Below are 17615 nucleotides of genomic sequence, written 5' to 3'. Positions count from 1 at the left end.
TGCTGTTCTGGAAAAAGTCGTGCGAGGGGCATACGGGCATACGCTCGTCGCCTCGACCTCCGGATTTCCCCGGCTTTCCCCAACCCTGGGAGTTACTTCGTCCATGTCTGAAAAAAGTGCGGGACACCGGAGGGGCGTCACGGGCGTCTCCTCGCTGGCCGAGCGCGTCCTCGAACTCCTCGCCTCCGGGCAGGCCTCGACCCGCACGGAACTCGCCGGTCTGCTCGGTGCCGCACCCTCGACGATCTCGCTCACGGTCGGCCAGCTGGTGGCGCATGGGCTGGTCGCCGAACAGGGCACGCGCTCCTCGACCGGCGGGCGCCCGCGCAAGGTGCTGCGCCTCGGCGGGAGCGAGGGGTTCGCTGTCGCGGCCGACCTCGGCGGACGGCACGCCCGCGTCGGGGTCGTCCTGCCCGGCGGCGGGTACACCGAGGTCTCCACCGTGCCCTTCGCGACGGCGGAGGGGCCCGAGACCGCGCTGCCCGCACTCGCCGAGACCCTGGAGACCCTCGCCGGGCGACGCGGCCGGGAACTCCTGCGCGGCGTCGGCCTCTGCCTCCCGGGCCCGGTCGACGTCGTACAGGGAGTCGTCACCCTCCCCTCGCGCATGCCCGGCTGGAACCGTTTCCCCGTCCGGGACTGGCTGGAGGAGCGGTTCGGCGTACCGGCCGCGATCGAGAACGACGCCAATTGCATGGCCGTGGGCGAGCACAGCGTCCAGCCCGCCGAGCGCCGCCAGTCGATCATGGTGAAGATGGGCTCGGCGATCGGCGCGGGGGTCATCGCCGACGGGAAGCTGTACCGCGGCGCGACCGGTGCCGCCGGCGAGATCACCCACGTACGGGTCGAGGCGGGCCACGACATCCCGTGCTCCTGCGGCAACACCGGCTGCCTGGAGACCGTCGCCTCGGGCGCCGCGCTCGTCCGGATCCTGCGCGAGCGCGGCCTGGACGTCGCGTCCATCGAGGACGTCGTACGCCTCGCCTCCGACGCCGACCCGGAGGCCACCCGCGCCGTCCGCCAGGCCGGCCGCTACCTCGGCATGGTCCTGTCCGCGAACGTCAACTTCTTCAACCCCGACGCCGTGTACCTCGGCGGCCTCCTCTCGACGCTCGAACCGTTCGTCGCCGCCGTCCGCAGCCAGCTGTACGAGGGATGCCACCCGCTGGTGACCAAGCACCTGGTGATCGAGCGGGCCGGCCTCGGTGCCGACGCGGGACTCGTCGGCGCGGGCCAGTTCGCCCTCCAACGGGCCCTGGCGAACGCCCTCCAGGCCGTCACCGGCGCCGTTGCGCCCGCCCATCACTGACCACCGACACCCACCCCCGTGCGAGTCGCTGACCCCCACCCCCGTGTGAGTCGCTCAACCCACCACCGCGCGAGCCACTGGCGACATCCACAACCGCGCGAGCCCCTGACGACACCCACAACCGCGCGAGCCACTCACGACAACCACCGTGCGAGGAGCCATGCCACAACCGCGTACCCCCGTCGCCCGTCCCGTGATCGCGATCGCCGGGCTCGGCATCGAGTCGTCGACGTTCTCGCCGGCCCGGACCGGGGCCCCCGCCTTCCACCCGCAGCGCGGCACGGACGTCCTGACGCGCTATCAGTTCCTCGCGCCCGGAACGCCGTTGAGGGATGCCGCCGAGTGGCGCGGCGCCCTGGTCGGCAAGGCGCTGCCCGGCGGTACGGTGACGGCGGCTGCGTACTCCGCACTCTCCGACGAACTCATCGCGAGACTCGGCGAGTTGGGGCACATCGATGGCCTCTGGTTCGACATCCACGGGGCCATGACGGTCGAGGGCCTCGACGACGCCGAGGCGGCCCTGCTCGCCCGCGTCCGGGAGACGGTCGGCCCGGACGTGATCGTGTCCACCTCCATGGACCTGCACGGCAACGTCTCGCGCGAACTCGCCCACCTGAGCGACCTGATCACCTGTTACCGCATGGCCCCGCACGAGGACGCCATGGACACGAAGGAGCGGGCGGCCCGCAACCTCGTGGACCTCCTGACGACCGGCGCGCCCCGCCCGGTCAAGGCCTGGATCCCGGTGCCCGTGCTGCTGGCGGGCGAACAGACCTCGACCCGTATCGAACCCGCGAAGAGCGTGTACGCGGCCGTCGACGAGGTGGAGGCCACGGAGGGCGTCACGGACGCCGCGATCTGGGTCGGCTACGCCTGGGCGGACGAGCCGCGCAACCGCGCGGCGGTCGCGGTCACGGGCCCGTCGCGGGACGCCGTCACGGCGGGCGCCGAACGCCTGGCGCGCGGCTTCTGGGAGGCCCGGCACGACTTCGCCTTCGTCGCCCCGACGGGCACGCTGGACGACTGCCTGGACGAGGCCCTGGCCGCCACCGAGGAGAACCGGCCCTACTTCATCAGCGACACCGGCGACAACCCGACGGCGGGCGGCGCGGGCGACGTCACCTGGGGGCTCGAACGGGTGCTGTCCAGGCCCGAGTTCAAGGCCCCGTCAGGACCGACGGTCGTCTACGCCTCGCTCCCCGGCCCCGCCGCCGTGCAGACGGCGGTCCGGGCGGGCGTCGGAGCGACCGTCACCGTCACGGCGGGCGCGGAGGTCGACGACCGCCACGCAGGCCCGCTCACCATGACCGGCACGGTCCACGCCATCCGCCACGGCGACCCGCACGCACAGGTGGAGGTGGTGCTGCGCGTCGGCAGTGTGCACGTGATCCTCACCGCGCTGCGCAAGCCCTACCACCACGAACACGACTTCACCGACCTGGAGTTGTCACCCCGCGAGGCCGACATCGTCCTCGTCAAGATCGGCTACCTGGAACCCGAACTCTTCACCATGGCCGCCGACTGGAAGATGGCCCTCACCCCGGGCGGAGTCGACCAGCACCTCCTCCGCCTGGACCACCACCGAATCCACCGCCCGATGTTCCCCTTCGACGGGGAGATGCCGGACCCGGACCTGACGGCCCGGATCATCCCCCCGTCGACCGAACCTCTGGGCACGCCGAACGAGTAACCCGCGCCCCGTCAGGGGCGCGGGGAACTGCGCGACAAGCCCCCACCGGGCCGCAGGGGCATCACAACCCCAGCGGCCCGCAGGCACATCACCTGGCACCCAGCGGAGCGTTACGGCTTACGGGCCACCGCTCCGTACATAGCGATGTCCTCGTCCCGGATCCCCTCACCACTCGTGGCGTCCGGGTGCCACTTGTGCACCTGCACGATGCCGGGTTCGACGAGTTCGAGGCCCTCGAAGAACTCGTCGGCCTCATCGATCGTGCGCAACCGCATGGGCATGTTGCGCGCCGCGTACTCGCGCGCGACCCGCCCCACGTCCTCGGGTGCGAACTCGGCGGTGCCGATGGACATCGCGAGGTAGCTCCCGGAGGGGAGGGGCTCCAGGAGGCGGCGCACGATGCCGACCGCGTCGTCCTCGTCCAGGACGAAGTGGACGATCGCGATCACGGTCAGCGCGACCGGCTTGTCCAGGTCGAGCGTCTCGCGGAACTCGGGGGAGTCGAGCACGGCCTCCGGGTGCTGGAAGTCGGCCTCGATGTACGCCGTCTTCCCCTCGGGCGTGCTGGCCAGCAGCCCCTGGGAGAGGGTGAGGACGATCGGGTCGTTGTCGACGTAGACGACCCGTGACTCGGGCGCCACCGACTGGGCGATCTCGTGGAGGTTCGGGGACGTGGGGATGCCGGTTCCGATGTCCAGGAACTGGCGAATCCCCGCCTCCTTCGCCAGCCACGCCACCGCGCGGTTCATCCAGTCGCGGTTGGCCTTCATGTGGATCGGCAGGGCGGGCCACTCCGACGCCATGGCGTCGCCCGCCTCCTTGTCGGCCGGGTAGTAGTCCTTACCGCCGAGGATGTAGTCGTAGATGCGCGCCGAGTGGGCGTTCTCGGTGTCGATGCGGTCGGCCGGCCATCCGTTTTCGGGCAAAGCCGCCCCTCCTGTCAAGTCGTCGGGTTCGAAGTCAACGCTCAGGGAAATCAAGGGTGTTGATCAAAGCAGGAGTGTTCAGGAAACCAGGGAAGTCTGTGCGCGGGAACAAGGGGGTGCCTCAGAGCAGGAAGTCGGCGACACCCGCCTTCACACCCGACAGGAAACTCGTCATCTCGCGGGGCGTGAAGACCAGCGCGGGGCCGTCGGGATCGGTCGACTGGCGCAGCGCGACCCGGCCGTCGCCGAGCTTCTTCGCCTCGACGCAGGCGCCGCCCGCGTCGTCGCTCCACGGCTTGTACCAGCCGCGTGTGCCGAGTTCCCGGGAGGGCATGCCGTTGTGTATGTGTCCGTCGCGTATGTGGTGGTGCACGTCAGAGCTCCTTGCGAATCGCACCGAGGAGAGCCTCGGTCTTTCTGGCGGGCGTCGCCTGCGCGCCCAGCCGGTCCAGAGCCTCGCGATAGACCAGGACGTCGTCGTCCTTGTCCAGATAGACAGCGCCCACCAGACCGTTCAGGTAGACGATGTCCGGCAGTTCGCGTGCCCGGAACCGGAAGAGATGGAAAGCCCCCGCCCGCATCGCCGGATGCGGCCCGTTCTTGAACGGCATGATCTGCAATGTCACTTGGGGTAGCGAGTTGACAGCGATCAGATGGTCGATCTGGGCGCGCATCACCTCGGATCCGCCGACCGGCCAGCGCAGCACGGTCTCGTCCATCACGATCCACACGCGCGGCGGCGAGGGCCGGGTCAGCAGCTCCTGGCGCCGCATCCGGAGCGCGACCCTGCGCTCCGTGGCCTCGGTCGCGGCGTGCGGATTCCCGGCACCCAGCAGGGCGCGGGCGTACTCCTCGGTCTGCAGCAGACCGTGCACGAACTGGGGCTCGTACGCGCGGATCTGCAGCGCCGCCTGTTCCAGGCTCAGATAGGCCGCGAACCAGTCCGGCAGCACGTCACGGTAGGTGTGCCACCAGCCGCGCTTGTTCGCCTCGCGGACCGATTTCAGGAAGGTGTCGATCTCCTGCTGGTCGGTCACGCCGTACACCTGGAGCAGTTTCTCGGCGTCCGGGAGCCTCAGCCGGGCCACCTTCGCCGCTTCCATCCGGCGGATCGTGGAGTGGCTGACCCCGATCGCCGCACCCGCCTGCTCGAACGTCAGTCCGGCACGGGTGCGCAGCTCCTCCAGTTGCCTGCCGAGGATCATGCGCAGGACGGAGGGCGCGCCGCCCCAGTCGGTTTCCGCGGTCACGCCTTACCCCCTCACAGCGGGTTCGAGGTCGCAGTCTGTCACGATCATCCGTTCGACGGGGGAAGCATGCACCGTGCGAATTGCAATTTTCAACTTGTCGGTTGCGAGGTGTTGATGGCAGGTGTCACAGTGGGGCGTACCGTCCTGGTCCGGTGAACGGCGAGACGACGCAGCCAAGTTGGGGGAGAACGGGCTGCGATTCGTCACCGTGCGCAACGGGTTGTACGCGCCTCGCGGCGGAACCGGATCAAGCGGTACCGGCACTGGCGCGACCCCCGGTGCGAAGGCAGACGAAAGGCGAACGGCGATGGCTCCGCCCTCCCTCCCCAAGCCATTGGGCCGACTGCCCGCGAGCGAACACCCCCACAGAGCGGGCGTGTTCGGACTCTCCCCGACCCCCGCCTCGGTCGGTGTGGCCCGCAGGAACGTGCGCGAACTGCTGAGCGAATGGGGCACGAGCCCCGAAACTTGCGACAACGCTGTCCTGGTGACCTCCGAGCTGGTCACCAACGCGCTCACACACACGGCGAGCGAGTGGATCGTCTGCAGACTGCGCACCGCGGGCGGGCGGCTCCACATTGAGATCGAGGACCAGAACCGCGGCCTGACGCTCCCCGCACAGCGCAGTGCGGGACCCGACGACCAGGGCGGCCGCGGACTGATGCTCGTCGGCATGGTCAGCAGCGACTGGGGCGTCAGGGACAGCGCGAACGGTTCCGGACGCGTCGTCTGGGCCGTCCTGCCCTCCCAGCCGGTGCCGTCACCGCCGGCGTCCTCCCCGCCGGTGGCGTTGCGGTCGGTGCCGCCGCAGCCGACATCGTCGGAGTCACGAGAACCCGCCTCCACCGGACGCGCGCCCACCACGCACCTCACCCGGCCCAACCCCCACTCGGCCGAAGGACATCTGCCTCATGGAACTGCAGCACGCCCCTGAACCGCGGCCTCGCACGTACGGCTCGCGGCTGCGCCCCTCCGCCACTTTCCCGTCCGGGGATCCCGGCCGCCTGGTCATCCCCGCCCAGCTGCGCGCCGGGCTGGGCTGCGACGCCGTGACCACGTCCCGGGGACACGGCGAACGCATCATGAACTCCCTGCCCCGCGTGGGCTGTGTCTTCGCCGACGACTTCGAGGGCGAGGAGCGCTGGTGGTGGATCGTTCCCTCCGGGTCCCACATCGGCGTCAGCTGGCCGTCCACCACGACGTACACCATCGGCGCGCACCTGGCCGACCCGTCCTGGACACGGGCCCGCCGCGGCCCCTGGGCAGACCGGCCCCGACTGATCCACAGCCCCGCGGGAGGCTCGCCCTACACCCCGCCGATACCCCTGTACTTCCTCACCTGCCGCCTCGCGGGCAGCGTCCCGAGCTGGTCCCTGGGCGCGGCGGACTGAACCGCTCCCGCCAGCCCGAGTGCCAGTGAGTTCCTCCTCGTGCCACCCCGGGTGAACGGCCCCCTCACCTCTGACGTAGACGTATGCGACAAGGTGAACGCGGCGGAGGATGATGGGCGACCGTGCCAGGTGACCATGTGACGCAGTGCGACGGCCGGGGCCAGAGCTCCCGGCCGAGTCGCGCGGGCGCCCGGGTCCGCGCCGGGACGTTCGCACTCGTCGGCAGTGTGCTCGCCGCCGTCGGCCATCACGCGGTCGAGGGCGGGCAGGTGCCGTGGCGGCTCGTGACCGCCTTCGCCGTCGCGCAGTTCGCCGTCGTACGGCCCATCGCCCGCCGCCGCCCCGGACTGCTCGCGGTCGTCGGATGCACCCTGGCGGCACAGGCCGCGATGCATCTCGCGCTCACGGCGGTCGGCGGCCACCGCGCCGGCACGGGACACATGGCCCACGCCGGGCACGACGCCATGACGACGGGCGCCGGCGGACAACCCTGGCGGCACGCCTCCGAAACGGCCATGACGACCGCGCACGTCGTCGCCGCCCTCGTCGTCGCCTGGCTGCTCCACCGGGCCGACACCGCGGTCACGGCGGCCCTGGCCACCGGCCGTACGCTGCGCGCCGCCGCGGCGGCGGTCATGGCCCGGTTCCTGCCGGGCGCGGCCGTCGCCACAGTCCACCGGCCGCCGCCCGTACCGCTCGCCCGCTCCTTCGAACTCCCGGCAGGAGCACGGACCCAGACCCTGGAACACGCGCTGGTGCGCCGGGGACCCCCGGGACGGACACCCGTCCCCGTCGTCCCCCTCACCCGGGCCCGGCCTCGGCCCGCCCGGTTCCACCAGCAAGGAGTTCCACCATGTCCCTGTCCATCAACGGGCGTCGTGTCGCACTGACCGGCGCCGCCGCGCTCACGGCCGTCCTCGCGCTGGCCGGTCCCGCATCGGCGCACACGGAGGTCGAGGCCGACAAGGCGCAGGCCCTCGCCGAGAACGTCACCCTCACGGTCGTCTGCGAGGCGGAGTCCGCCTCCGCGGGCTTCCGCGAGGTGCGCGTCGTGCTGCCCGAGGGGATCGCACCGGCCGACGTCACGCTTGTCGAGGCCCCCAAGGGCTGGCAGTTGAAGACCACCGACGACGGTTACGTGGTGGGCGGCACCCCTCTCAAGACCGGCGTCGACGCCGAGTACAAGGTGAAGATCCGCCAGCTCCCGGACGCCAAGGAAGTGGCGTTCAAGACCATCGACACCTACAGCGACGGGGAGGTCTCGCGCTGGATCGAGCTGCCCAAGGGCGGTGAGGAGCCCGAACAGCCCGCCCCGCTCCTGAAGTTGAAGGCGGCCGCACCGGGCGCGAAGCCGATCGCTCCCAGCCCGACCGCGAGCCCGACGCCCAGCCCGACCCCGTCGGTCACCGCGACGCCTTCCGAGTCGGAGGCCACGGCGGCCGCGGCCGACACGAAGAAGGACGACGACGGATCCTCCACGGGTCTCGTCGTCGGCGGAGTCGTCGCCGCGCTGCTGGTCCTGGGTGCCGGAGCGTGGTGGCTGACCAGGCGCCGCGCCTCCGCCGCCGGGAACTGACCCCCACCCGGCCCGTGGGACCGCACGGACCCACGGGCCGGATGAGCACGCGCACGGCGAGAAGGCGGTACCGCCGGTGCCCGGCCCGTCCTCCGAGCGCACGACGGGGCACGCCCCGGTCGACATCGAGGCGTACGGGGAAAGAGGCGTACGGGAAAAAGGGGGCCCGCGGTCAGGGGCGGGGCCAGGGACGCTCGTCGAGGTTCTCGATGTCCGTGTTGAACCGCTTGAGGTACGCGGCGAAGGTCGCGACCTCCTCGGGGTCCCAGTCGGCCATCACCTTCTCCAGCCCCTGGATGGCCTCCGCGCGATGCGTGTCGAGGCGGTGCTCACCCTCCTCGGTGATGCGGAACTTGCGGGCCATGCCCCCGTCGGGATCCGGAATGCGCTCGACGAGACCGCCGCGCAGCATCGCGGCGGTCTGCCGGTTGAGCGTGGAGGCGTCGAGACCGAAGGCGTCGCTGAGCTGCCCGATGGACATCGGGCCCTCCATGCGGATCCGGCTCAGCAGGATGTAGGCGCTGCGCTCCAGACGGCCGCCGGTCCGGGCCCGGGGCGAGTTCAGATAGAGGTGCCGCCCGAGCAGCATCGCCTCGAACTCGATCAAGTGCGTGGGCTTGTCCATGCCGCCGGTCCTTCCCCAGATCTCGACTCGCGCCCCGAAACCTGAGCCTGGGCCTGATGTCAGGGCAGGAGCCATGACATCAAATATGCACCACGCACCTAATGTGTACGATGCATACCCCCGGGTCCGCCGCTCAGACCTGGTCGTCGAAGGCGTCCTGGCCGTCGAAGGTGACGACGATCTTCTCGGCGGCGCCGGGTGTGAGGGCCAGCCCGAAGGCGTGCTCGACATCGGTGAAGGGCACCCGGTGGCTGATGAGCCGGGCGAAACGCTCGTGGTGCTCGACGAGCTCCGGGGTGACCTCGAAGATCTCGGTGGGGTACCCCTGGGAGGCGATGAGGGTGAGTTCGCTGCGGAGCATGCCGCCGAGATCGATGGCGTCGGACTTCTTCTGGACGGCGACCATGACGAGCTTGGCGCCCCATCTGGCGTTGTCGACGGTGGCCTGGAAGACGGCGGGGGCGCCGGCCGCGTCGATGTAGATGTCGGTGCCCGGGCGGGGCTGGCCCAGGGCGTTGGCGGCCTGGCCGTGCAGATCCGTGAGGACGGCGGTGAGGTCGTCGGTGGCCGAGTTGACGACCGCGTCGGCGCCGACGGCGAGCGCGGTCTCCAGTCGCTCGGGGAGGACGTCGACGACCACGACGTGCTGGACGCCGCGGAGCTTCAGCCAGATCGTGGCGCCCAGACCGATGGGCCCGGCGCCGAAGACGACCACCTTGTCGGTCGGCCCGGCCTCGGAACGGTTGACGCAGTGACGGGCGACGGCCATGGGCTCGTTCAGGGCGGCGACGTCGAAGGGCACGGTGTCGGGGAAGACGCTGAGGTTGGCGCCCGGTTCGGCGTTCTCGATGAGCAGGTACTCGCTCATGGCGCCGTGTGCCCCGCCGCAGCCGATGATGCCGGAGGGCACGCCCTGCGGGTTGACGACGACACGATCGCCCACCTTCAGACCGGTGACCTCGGCGCCGGTCTCCACGATCTCTCCGGCGGGTTCGTGGCCCAGGGGGAGCGGCACCATGGAGCCGCCGGGGCCCATGGGGGTGCCGCCGAGGTGCAGGAAGAACGTGTCGGTGCCGCAGATGCCGCAGGCGCGGATCCTGAGCAGGGCGTCCTTGGGGCCGGGGACGGGGCGCTCGACCTCGACGACCTCGATCTCGCCGACGGGGCCGGTGTGGACGGACTTCATGGTGGCCATGGTGGTGCTCTCTTCCTCGGTGGTGCGGTGGCTCGCACCCGGACGGCGACTTACTTGAGTTAGTCAAGCACATATGACTTACTTGAGTAAAGCAATCTAATCTGAATTTACTTGAGTCAGGCAAGTAGCTAAAGTGGGTGCATGCCCACGCCGACACCCGCACACGACCCCGACCCCCTGTCCCGAGCGGCGCCCGCCCCCGGCTCCACAGAGGTGGTCGAGATCGAGCGAGCCCTGAACCGCATCGTCTATCTGACCGGTCGGGTGAGGCAGCACGACCGCCTCATGGCCCTGGCCGGGGTGTCGCTGGACCGGGCGGCGGTGGCGCTGCTGCGGCAGATCGCCGAATCCGAGCCCATGCGCCCCGGCGAGCTGGCGGCGCGGCTGGCGGTGGAGGCGTCGCACGTCACCCGGCAGGTGCAGCAGCTGGAGAAGGGGGGTTACGTGACCCGGGTCCCGGATCCGGACGACCGCCGCGCCCAGCGCATCGAACTCACCCCTGTCGGCCAGGAGGCGATCGACCGTATCCGCATCGCGAGTTGCCGGGGCATGGAGCTCGCGCTGTCCCACTGGTCGCCGGAGGAACTGCGGCAACTCTCCACGCTGTTCCACCGGATGGTCGACGACTTCCTGCACACCGAGGTCACGCTTGAGGGCGAGGAGTCCTCGCCGCGCCAGGCCTGACCGGGGTGGTCGGGTCCGGTCGACGGTGTGGTCGGCGCGCGCCCTCGTCGCCGGAGTCCCGGGGTGCGAGGGTTTCCTCCGGTGCCGTTCGGCGCGACCGCCGTTCGTGCGCGACGCGTGAGCCCGGCACGAGGTGGTGTCGCCGCCGCCCGCCTCCTACTCAAAAACGAGGTGCATGCGATGGACGGGACGGACGGGACGGACGGGGTGGACCGGGTGCTCGGAATGGACGGCGTCGGCGTCGGCGGGGTGCGCGGGAGCGGCGCGGAGGTGCCCGCGCCCGCACGTGGGAACGGGCAGCACGTCCTGGTCGTCGTCCACGACTCCGCGATCGCCGAACTGCTCACGACCACGCTGGAGTTGGCGGACTACCGGGTGACCGCCGCCCGCACCGGCGCCCAGGGCATGGCGCGGCTCGCCGAGAACCGTTTCGACCTCGTCGTCATGGATGTCTCGGTCCCGGACATCGAGGAGCTGGGTGAGGGACGCCGCTTCCGTCCGGCCGACCGGCCTCCGGTACTTTTCCTCGCGGAGTACGAGAAGTTGAGCCTCCTCGTCCCCGAACTCGGCCTGGGTGAATCGGACTACGTCACCGTGCCGTTCCGGATCTCCGAAGTCCTCACCAGGGCCCACGTGTTACTGCGCGGCCGAGGTTCGGTGCGCCAGGGGCCGTGCTATGGCGACCTCGTCCTCGACGACGCCACCTGTCAGGCCCGGCGCGGCCGACGGGCCCTCGACCTCACCCCGGCGGAGTACCGGTTGCTGCGTCATCTGCTCGTCAACGCCGAGCGGGTGCTGTCGAAGGAACAGATCTGCCGGCATGTCTGGGGCGAGACCCGGGCCGGCAACGCGATCGAGAAACTCGTCTCCCGCCTCCGCCACAAGGTGGACCAGGAGCAGCCCCCGCTGATCCACACACGCCGGGGTTTCGGCTACCGACTCGGACGCTGAACCCGGCTCGGGCCCGTCCCCGGCGTCTCGCGTCCCCGGCGCCCCGCGCCTCCCGAATCTCGCGGGCCCCCGGCTCCCCGCGCCCGGAGCCCTTCGACTCCCGGCGCCCTGCGCCTCCCGAATCCCGTGGGCCCTCGGCTCCCCACACCTCCAAATCTCCAACTCCCTTACTCCCACACCCTTTTAGCCCTCCAGCTCGGCGGCCGTGCGTCTCCCGTACCGGCCGCTTCGTCGTGTCCGCGAGGCGCGGTCGAGGCGTGAGGTGGCGCGAAAGTGTGCCCAGGTGGCCGACCTCCTACGGGTCCAATCTGTGATCTGGGTCACGTCAGCTTAATGTCAGGCAACTGGCCGGAATCCGTCAGTCCGCTCCGCTTGCATGAGGTCTCAGAGGTCGCCAACCCTTCCCCGTTCTCCGCCCCGGCGGAGCCCCCACCGAGGAGTCAGATGGCCGAGACACTGGCCGGAGCCGCGTCCGACGCAGCCGAGGCGATGCCCGAGTTCCCGATGCCGAGGGCGGAAGGCTGTCCGTTCGCCCCGCCGCCGGCCGTGGAGGAGCTGCGCGAGCAGAACCCGATCAGCAAGGTCAGGATCTGGGACGGCAGTACGCCCTGGATGATCACCGGGCACGCCCTGCAGAGGGCCCTGCTGACCGACCCCCGGGTCAGCGCCAACGACAAGAGCCCCGGCAGCTTCCCGTTCGTGACGGAGTACCGGCAGCAGATCGCCAAGTACACCCCGGAGCTGATCGTCAACACGGACGCCCCCGAGCACACCCGGCTGCGCCGGATGGTCAACGGGCCGTTCATCATCAAGCGGATCGAGGCCATGCGGGCCCCGATCCAGAAGATCGTCGACGGTCTGATCGACGACATGCTGGCCGGGCCGAACCCTGCCGACCTCCTGACGGCGCTCGCGCTGCCCGTGCCCTCGCTGGTGATCAGCGAACTGCTCGGAGTGCCGTACGCGGACCACGAGTTCTTCCAGGAGAACAGCAGCCTCGCCCTCGACCGTGCAGCCGCGCCCGAGGACTCGCGGGCGGCGAGCACCGCGCTCTCCGCCTACCTCGACGACCTGCTCGGCAAGAAGCTCGCCGACCCCGGTGACGACGTGCTGTCCGAGATGGCGGGGCGCGTCGAGGCCGGCGAGATGAGCCGGAGCGAGGCCGTCCACATGGGCGTGGCGATGCTCATCGCCGGCCACGAGACCACCGCGACGATGATCAGCCTCGGCACGCTGGTCCTGCTGGAGAACCCGGAGCAACTCGCCCTGGTGCGCGACTCCGAGGACCCCAAGGTCGTCGCCGGCGCGGTGGAGGAGCTGCTGCGCTATCTGAGCATCGTCCAGGTCGGTCTGCGCCGCGTCGCCACCGAGGACATCGAGATCGGCGGGCAGGTCATCCGCGCGGGCGACGGCCTGATCATGGATCTGCACGCCGCCAACTGGGACCCGGAGACGTTCCCGGACGCCGGCCAGGTGGACGTCACCCGGCCCGCGCGCCAGCACAACGCGTTCGGCTACGGCCCCCACCAGTGCCTGGGCCAGTCCCTCGCCCGCCTGGAGCTCCAGGTCGTCTACGGCACCCTCTACCGGCGCGTCCCCACGCTGCGCCTGGCGGCCCGCGTCGAGGACCTCGAGTTCGACCACGACGGCACCACGTACGGCGTCGCCTCCCTGCCCGTCACCTGGTGACCGGCCCGCACCGTTGAACGCAGTGGGTGAACGTACCGAAGGAGCAAGGAAGAAGACCATGCGTGTGGAACTGGACGAACCGAAATGTGTGGCGTCGGGTCAGTGTGTGATGGCCTCCCCGGAGGTCTTCGACCAGCGTGACGACGACGGAGTGGCGATCCTCCTGGAGGAGCAGCCCGCCGACGAACTCCTGGACGGGGTGCGCGAGGCCGTGGCGATCTGCCCGGCGGCGGCGATCCGGCTGGTCGACCAGTGAGGCGGATTCTCGTCGTGGGTGCCTCGGCGGCCGGACTCTCGGCCGCCGAGACGCTGCGCCGGGAGGGGTACGACGGCACGCTCACCCTGATCGGTGACGAGCCGCACCCGCCGTACGACCGGCCGCCGTTGTCCAAGCAGATCCTGGCGTCCGAGTGGGAGCACGACCGGCTGACGCTGCGCTCGACCGGCGAACTCGACGCCCTGAAGCTGGACTTGAGACTCGGCAGCGCGGCCACGAGCCTCGACCTCGACGGGCGTGAGGTACTGCTCGCGGACGGGTCGCGGATCGCGTACGACGGACTGGTCGTGGCCACCGGGGTGCGTCCACGACGGCTGCCCGGTGACGGGCACGCGCATGTGCTGCGCACCCTGGACGACGCGCTCGCGCTGCGGGACCGGCTGGGGGAGGGGCGGCGGCTCGTGGTCGTCGGCGCCGGGTTCCTGGGTGCCGAGGCCGCCGCCGTGGCCCGGGGCCTGGGCGCCGAGGTCACCCTCCTGGAACCGGCTCCCGTGCCGCTCGGCCACGCCGTCGGCGACGAGGTCGGGCGGGTGCTGTCGGCCGCCCACCTGGAGCAGGGGGTGGACCTGCGCACCGGGGTCACCGTCCGCGAGGTGACCGAGGGCGGCGTGCGGCTGGCCGACGGTGAACTGGTCGCGGGCGACGAGGTGTTGGTCGCCGTCGGCTCGCTGCCGAACACCGAGTGGCTGGCGGACAGCGGCCTCACGGTGGGCGACGGCCTGGTCTGCGACGAGTACTGCGAGGCGGTCCGCGAGTCCCCCGGGCCGACGAAGTCCCCTGGGACGACTACCGGGAGCGTGTACGCGGCCGGTGACGTCGCCCGCTGGCACAACCCGCTGTTCGGGGCGTCGATGCGCATCGAGCACCGTACGAACGCCGCCGAGCAGGGCATGGCCGCCGCCCGGAACCTGCTGCACCCGCAGGCGCGCAAACCGTTCGCGCCGGTGCCCTACTTCTGGTCGGACCAGTACGGCATGAAGGTCCAGGCGTTCGGTTATCTGCGCGGCCACGACGAAGTCGCCGTGGTGGAAGGGGACTTGGCCGAGCGCCGGTTCCTGGTCGCCTACCGCAGGGGTGACCATCTGGCCGGGGTTCTCGCGGTCGGTATGCCGCCCAAGGCGATCCGCGGCTGGCGGCAGGCCGTCGCCGTGCGCTCCACATGGCGTGACGCCGTGCCGGCCACGGGCGTGTTGTAGCCCCTCGCGCGCAACCGGGCGCCGGGACAGGGCAGTTCAAACGATCAGGGAGGTTGTTCATGGTCGACCGTCCGAACGAGGAGCGTCGTGACGTGGTCGTGGTCACGGGGGCGGGAGGGATGGGCGTCGCGGTCGCGCGCCGGCTGGGCAACGGGCGGAACGTGCTCCTTGCCGACGCGTCCAGCCAGGGGCTCGACCGGGCCGTCACCTCGCTCACCGACGAGGGCTACGCGGTGCGGGGCATGGTGACCGACGTGTCCGACCGCGGGGCCGTGCACAAGCTCGCGGAGGCGGCGGCCGCCGAGGGCCGGGTGGCCGCGATCGTGCACACCGCGGGAGTCTCGCCCGCGACCGGGCCGGCGAGGACGATCGTCGACGTCAACCTGCTCGGCACCGCGCATGTCATCGACGCGTTCGAGACCGTCGCCACCCGCGGTACGGCCCTGGTGGTGATCTCCAGCATGGCCGGTCATGTCGCGTCCCTGAGTCGCGAGGAGGAGGCCGCCCTCGCGACGACCGCCACCGAGGACCTCCTGGGCCTCGACATCGTCACCGCGATCGGTGACGACGCGCAGACCGCGTACATCGTGACCAAGCGGGCCAACCACCTGCGGGTGCAGGCCGCCGCGCTCGCCTGGAACCTGCGGGGCGCCCGGATCAACAGCGTCAGTCCTGGCGTCATCGCCACCGCGATGTCCCGGGCGGAGGCCGCGTCGCCGTCCGGGGCGCACATGATGGACATGCTGGACGCGAGCGGATCGGGCCGCGTCGGGACGCCCGGGGAGATCGCCGACGCCGTGGCGTTCCTGACCGGCCCCGAATCGTCGTACATCACCGGGACCGACCTGCTCGTCGACGGCGGACAGGCCGCCTGGCTCCGCCTCCACTTCCGCCCGTAGCGGCGACCGGCGGCGACCGCACGCCCCCTCAACAACAGAAGGGACACGCATGACCACCCCCCACACCCCGTCCGCCGCGCCCGAATTCGACCCGGAGGAGCTCGGGTTCGACCCGGAGGCCCTGCGCGCTCGCTACCGGGCCGAGCGCGACCGGCGGATCCGCCCCGACGGCAACGCCCAATACCACCGCGTCGCCGGTGAGTTCGGCTACTACGCCGACGATCCGTACGTGGAGGAGCCGGAGTTCACCAGAGAACCGCTCACCGACCGGGTGGAAGTGGTCGTCGTAGGCGGCGGGTTCGGCGGTCTGCTGGCGGGAGCGCGTCTGCGGCAGGCGGGGGTGCGGGGCATCCGGGTCATCGAGCAGGCCGGGGACTTCGGCGGGACCTGGTACTGGAACCGGTACCCGGGAATCCACTGCGACATCGAGTCGTACGTCTACCTGCCGCTCCTCGAAGAGATCGGCTACGTCCCCGAGTGGAAGTACGCGCCCGGCGAGGAGATCCGGCAGCACGCGCGGGCCATCGGGCGGCACTTCGGCCTGTACGAGGACGCCTGCTTCCGGACCCGGGCGACCGAACTCCGGTGGGACGACACCGACTTGGAGTGGATCGTCACCACCGACCGCGGCGACCGCATCCGGGCCCGCTACGTGGTGGTCTCCAGCGGCACGCTCAGCCAGGCGAAGCTCCCCGGCATCCCCGGCATCGAGAACTTCAAGGGCCACACCTTCCACACCAGCCGCTGGGACTACGCGTACACCGGGGGCGACGCGAACGGAAACCTGCACCGGCTCGCCGACAAGCACGTGGCCGTGATCGGCACCGGAGCGACCGCCATCCAGGTCGTACCGCACCTCGGCCGCGACGCCGAGCGCCTGTACGTGTTCCAGCGCACCCCCTCCTCGGTCGACGTACGCGGCCAGCGCCCCACGGACCCCGGGTGGGCCGAGTCGCTCGAACCGGGCTGGCAGCGGCGCCGCAGGGAGAACTTCCTCAGGACCGTCACCGGGACCCACGCGGACGAGGACCTGGTGAACGACGGCTGGACCAGCAGCGCCCGGCTGCTGCAGAACCTCATCCCGACCAACAACTACGCGGACCTCCCGCCCGAGGAACGCGACCGCCTCAACGAACTCGCCGACTTCCAGAAGATGAACGAGATCCGCGACCGCGTGCACACCCTCGTCGAGGACCCCTCCACGGCCGAGGCGCTCAAGCCCTGGTACCGCTACATGTGCAAGCGGCCCACGTTCAGCGACCACTACCTGGACACGTTCAACCGGCCCAACGTGACGCTCGTCGACACGGCCGACCACGGGGGCGTCGAGCGCATCACCGAGGACGCCGTTGTGGTCGGCGGCGCCGAGTACGAGGTCGACTGCGTCATCTTCGCCACCGGCTTCGAGGTGGGCGTCTCGGGCATCCTCTCCGGCCAACTCCCCGTGTACGGAAGGGAGGGCGCCACTCTGCCCGGGGCCTGGATGCAGAGCGGCCCCAGGACACTCCACGGCTTCTACAGCCACGGCTTCCCGAACCTCTTCCAGCTCGGCCCGCTGCAGAACGCCAGCGCCGTGAACTACGTCCACATCCTCGACGAACAGGCCGGCCATGTCGCCGAGGTGGTCGCCGAGGCACGGGATCGCCGGGCCCGGTACGTGGAGCCGTCCCCCGAGGCCCAGGACGCCTGGGTGGCGACGATCCGTCAGAAGGCAGCAGACCTCTACAAGTTCCAGGCCGAGTGCACCCCCGGCTACTACAACAACGAGGGCAGGCCCAGGAAGCGCAGCGAGTCGTACGGCGACGGACCCGTCGCGTTCCACGAACTGCTCAGGCGCTGGCGGGTGGACGGCGGCATGAACGACGTCATCGTCGAGTGATCGGCCCGGGGCGCCCGGCCACGGGGGTGTGGGCGCCCCGACCGTACGAGTGACCATCACCGAACCCAGGGACGGGGA

Annotated in this window: 18 protein-coding genes; 13 read left to right on the top strand and 5 right to left on the bottom strand. The window is 70.9% G+C overall.

Annotation, left to right across the window (positions count from 1 at the left end):
- The first annotated feature begins 103 nt into the window (after window positions 1–103).
- Both ACIBEI_RS39735 and ACIBEI_RS39730 read left to right on the top strand, forming a co-directional pair.
- Window positions 104–1309: an ROK family protein gene (locus ACIBEI_RS39735; protein WP_398895524.1), complete on the top strand. Its 1206-nt coding sequence runs from the start codon at window positions 104–106 to the stop codon at window positions 1307–1309.
- Window positions 1310–1469: 160 nt separating this feature from the next.
- On the top strand, window positions 1470–2999 hold the full coding sequence (locus tag ACIBEI_RS39730) for a M81 family metallopeptidase (RefSeq protein ID WP_398895522.1): 1530 nt from the start codon (window positions 1470–1472) through the stop codon (window positions 2997–2999).
- 110 nt (window positions 3000–3109) lie between these two features.
- On the opposite strand, the gene ACIBEI_RS39725 is transcribed toward ACIBEI_RS39730, so the two are convergent.
- From ACIBEI_RS39725 to ACIBEI_RS39715, 3 genes are all read right to left on the bottom strand, one after another.
- The gene (locus ACIBEI_RS39725; RefSeq protein WP_398895521.1) at window positions 3110–3925 is read right to left on the bottom strand and encodes an SAM-dependent methyltransferase; all 816 of its coding nucleotides are present in this window, start codon (window positions 3923–3925) and stop codon (window positions 3110–3112) included.
- 121 nt (window positions 3926–4046) lie between these two features.
- Window positions 4047–4259 (bottom strand): DUF397 domain-containing protein, encoded by a 213-nt coding sequence (locus ACIBEI_RS39720; protein ID WP_266507059.1) that lies wholly within the window; start codon window positions 4257–4259, stop codon window positions 4047–4049.
- Between the two features lie 40 nt (window positions 4260–4299).
- Window positions 4300–5175: a helix-turn-helix domain-containing protein gene (locus ACIBEI_RS39715; protein ID WP_398895519.1), complete on the bottom strand. Its 876-nt coding sequence runs from the start codon at window positions 5173–5175 to the stop codon at window positions 4300–4302.
- A 376-nt stretch (window positions 5176–5551) separates the two neighbouring features.
- Between ACIBEI_RS39715 and ACIBEI_RS39710 the strand changes: the two genes are divergently transcribed.
- The 4 genes from ACIBEI_RS39710 (at window position 5552) to ACIBEI_RS39695 (ending at window position 8142) form a co-directional block, all read left to right on the top strand.
- Complete coding sequence (locus ACIBEI_RS39710) at window positions 5552–6109, top strand: ATP-binding protein (protein ID WP_398895518.1); 558 nt, start codon at window positions 5552–5554, stop codon at window positions 6107–6109.
- Window positions 6087–6566, top strand: a complete 480-nt coding sequence (locus ACIBEI_RS39705) for a hypothetical protein (protein WP_398895517.1) — start codon at window positions 6087–6089, stop codon at window positions 6564–6566. The genes ACIBEI_RS39710 and ACIBEI_RS39705 overlap by 23 nt, the downstream gene beginning before the upstream one ends.
- Before the next feature lie 122 nt (window positions 6567–6688).
- A complete protein-coding gene (locus tag ACIBEI_RS39700; RefSeq protein ID WP_398895515.1) occupies window positions 6689–7456 on the top strand; it encodes a hypothetical protein in 768 nt (255 codons plus the stop codon).
- Window positions 7420–8142 (top strand): DUF1775 domain-containing protein, encoded by a 723-nt coding sequence (locus ACIBEI_RS39695; RefSeq protein WP_398895514.1) that lies wholly within the window; start codon window positions 7420–7422, stop codon window positions 8140–8142. Before ACIBEI_RS39700 ends, ACIBEI_RS39695 begins: the two co-directional genes overlap by 37 nt.
- Window positions 8143–8314: 172 nt before the next feature.
- Here ACIBEI_RS39695 and ACIBEI_RS39690 read toward each other — a convergent pair whose 3' ends face one another.
- Both ACIBEI_RS39690 and ACIBEI_RS39685 read right to left on the bottom strand, forming a co-directional pair.
- Window positions 8315–8767 carry a MarR family winged helix-turn-helix transcriptional regulator gene (locus ACIBEI_RS39690; RefSeq protein WP_398895513.1) on the bottom strand — a complete coding sequence of 151 codons (453 nt, stop codon included), beginning with the start codon at window positions 8765–8767 and terminating at the stop codon, window positions 8315–8317.
- A 133-nt stretch (window positions 8768–8900) separates the two neighbouring features.
- Window positions 8901–9962 carry a zinc-binding dehydrogenase gene (locus ACIBEI_RS39685; RefSeq protein ID WP_398895511.1) on the bottom strand — a complete coding sequence of 354 codons (1062 nt, stop codon included), beginning with the start codon at window positions 9960–9962 and terminating at the stop codon, window positions 8901–8903.
- Between the two features lie 141 nt (window positions 9963–10103).
- Here ACIBEI_RS39685 and ACIBEI_RS39680 point away from each other — a divergent pair, with 141 nt between their 5' ends.
- The 7 genes from ACIBEI_RS39680 (at window position 10104) to ACIBEI_RS39650 (ending at window position 17537) form a co-directional block, all read left to right on the top strand.
- Entirely contained in the window at window positions 10104–10646 is a 543-nt protein-coding gene (locus tag ACIBEI_RS39680; protein ID WP_398895510.1) for a MarR family winged helix-turn-helix transcriptional regulator, read from the top strand.
- A 249-nt stretch (window positions 10647–10895) separates the two neighbouring features.
- Window positions 10896–11597 (top strand): response regulator transcription factor, encoded by a 702-nt coding sequence (locus ACIBEI_RS39675; protein WP_398895597.1) that lies wholly within the window; start codon window positions 10896–10898, stop codon window positions 11595–11597.
- Window positions 11598–12041: 444 nt separating this feature from the next.
- Complete coding sequence (locus ACIBEI_RS39670; RefSeq protein ID WP_398895508.1) at window positions 12042–13286, top strand: cytochrome P450; 1245 nt, start codon at window positions 12042–12044, stop codon at window positions 13284–13286.
- Between the two features lie 58 nt (window positions 13287–13344).
- Window positions 13345–13542, top strand: coding sequence for a ferredoxin (locus ACIBEI_RS39665; RefSeq protein ID WP_398895507.1), 198 nt, complete (start codon window positions 13345–13347; stop codon window positions 13540–13542).
- The gene (locus ACIBEI_RS39660; protein WP_398895505.1) at window positions 13539–14759 is read left to right on the top strand and encodes an NAD(P)/FAD-dependent oxidoreductase; all 1221 of its coding nucleotides are present in this window, start codon (window positions 13539–13541) and stop codon (window positions 14757–14759) included. Before ACIBEI_RS39665 ends, ACIBEI_RS39660 begins: the two co-directional genes overlap by 4 nt.
- A gap of 59 nt (window positions 14760–14818) precedes the next feature.
- Window positions 14819–15658: an SDR family oxidoreductase gene (locus ACIBEI_RS39655; protein WP_398895503.1), complete on the top strand. Its 840-nt coding sequence runs from the start codon at window positions 14819–14821 to the stop codon at window positions 15656–15658.
- 49 nt (window positions 15659–15707) lie between these two features.
- Window positions 15708–17537: a flavin-containing monooxygenase gene (locus ACIBEI_RS39650; protein ID WP_398895501.1), complete on the top strand. Its 1830-nt coding sequence runs from the start codon at window positions 15708–15710 to the stop codon at window positions 17535–17537.
- Window positions 17538–17615: the final 78 nt, after the last annotated feature.

It is taken from the genome of Streptomyces sp. NPDC050988 (assembly GCF_044456225.1).
Taxonomy (GTDB): Bacteria; Actinomycetota; Actinomycetes; order Streptomycetales; family Streptomycetaceae; genus Streptomyces.
The sequence above is the reverse complement of the archived record's forward strand: the minus strand, read 5'-3'. Positions and strand labels throughout refer to the sequence as shown.

Excerpts from the sequence above, each read along its gene's own strand:
- ACIBEI_RS39735 (WP_398895524.1), top strand. The coding sequence starts at position 104 with ATGTCTGAAAAAAGTGCGGGACACCGGAGGGGCGTCACGGGCGTCTCC.
- ACIBEI_RS39730 (WP_398895522.1), top strand. The coding sequence starts at position 1,470 with ATGCCACAACCGCGTACCCCCGTCGCCCGTCCCGTGATCGCGATCGCC.
- ACIBEI_RS39720 (WP_266507059.1), bottom strand. The coding sequence starts at position 4,259 with ATGCCCTCCCGGGAACTCGGCACACGCGGCTGGTACAAGCCGTGGAGC.
- ACIBEI_RS39705 (WP_398895517.1), top strand. The coding sequence starts at position 6,087 with ATGGAACTGCAGCACGCCCCTGAACCGCGGCCTCGCACGTACGGCTCG.
- ACIBEI_RS39695 (WP_398895514.1), top strand. The coding sequence starts at position 7,420 with ATGTCCCTGTCCATCAACGGGCGTCGTGTCGCACTGACCGGCGCCGCC.
- ACIBEI_RS39690 (WP_398895513.1), bottom strand. The coding sequence starts at position 8,767 with ATGGACAAGCCCACGCACTTGATCGAGTTCGAGGCGATGCTGCTCGGG.
- ACIBEI_RS39685 (WP_398895511.1), bottom strand. The coding sequence starts at position 9,962 with ATGGCCACCATGAAGTCCGTCCACACCGGCCCCGTCGGCGAGATCGAG.
- ACIBEI_RS39680 (WP_398895510.1), top strand. The coding sequence starts at position 10,104 with ATGCCCACGCCGACACCCGCACACGACCCCGACCCCCTGTCCCGAGCG.
- ACIBEI_RS39670 (WP_398895508.1), top strand. The coding sequence starts at position 12,042 with ATGGCCGAGACACTGGCCGGAGCCGCGTCCGACGCAGCCGAGGCGATG.
- ACIBEI_RS39665 (WP_398895507.1), top strand. The coding sequence starts at position 13,345 with ATGCGTGTGGAACTGGACGAACCGAAATGTGTGGCGTCGGGTCAGTGT.
- ACIBEI_RS39655 (WP_398895503.1), top strand. The coding sequence starts at position 14,819 with ATGGTCGACCGTCCGAACGAGGAGCGTCGTGACGTGGTCGTGGTCACG.
- ACIBEI_RS39650 (WP_398895501.1), top strand. The coding sequence starts at position 15,708 with ATGACCACCCCCCACACCCCGTCCGCCGCGCCCGAATTCGACCCGGAG.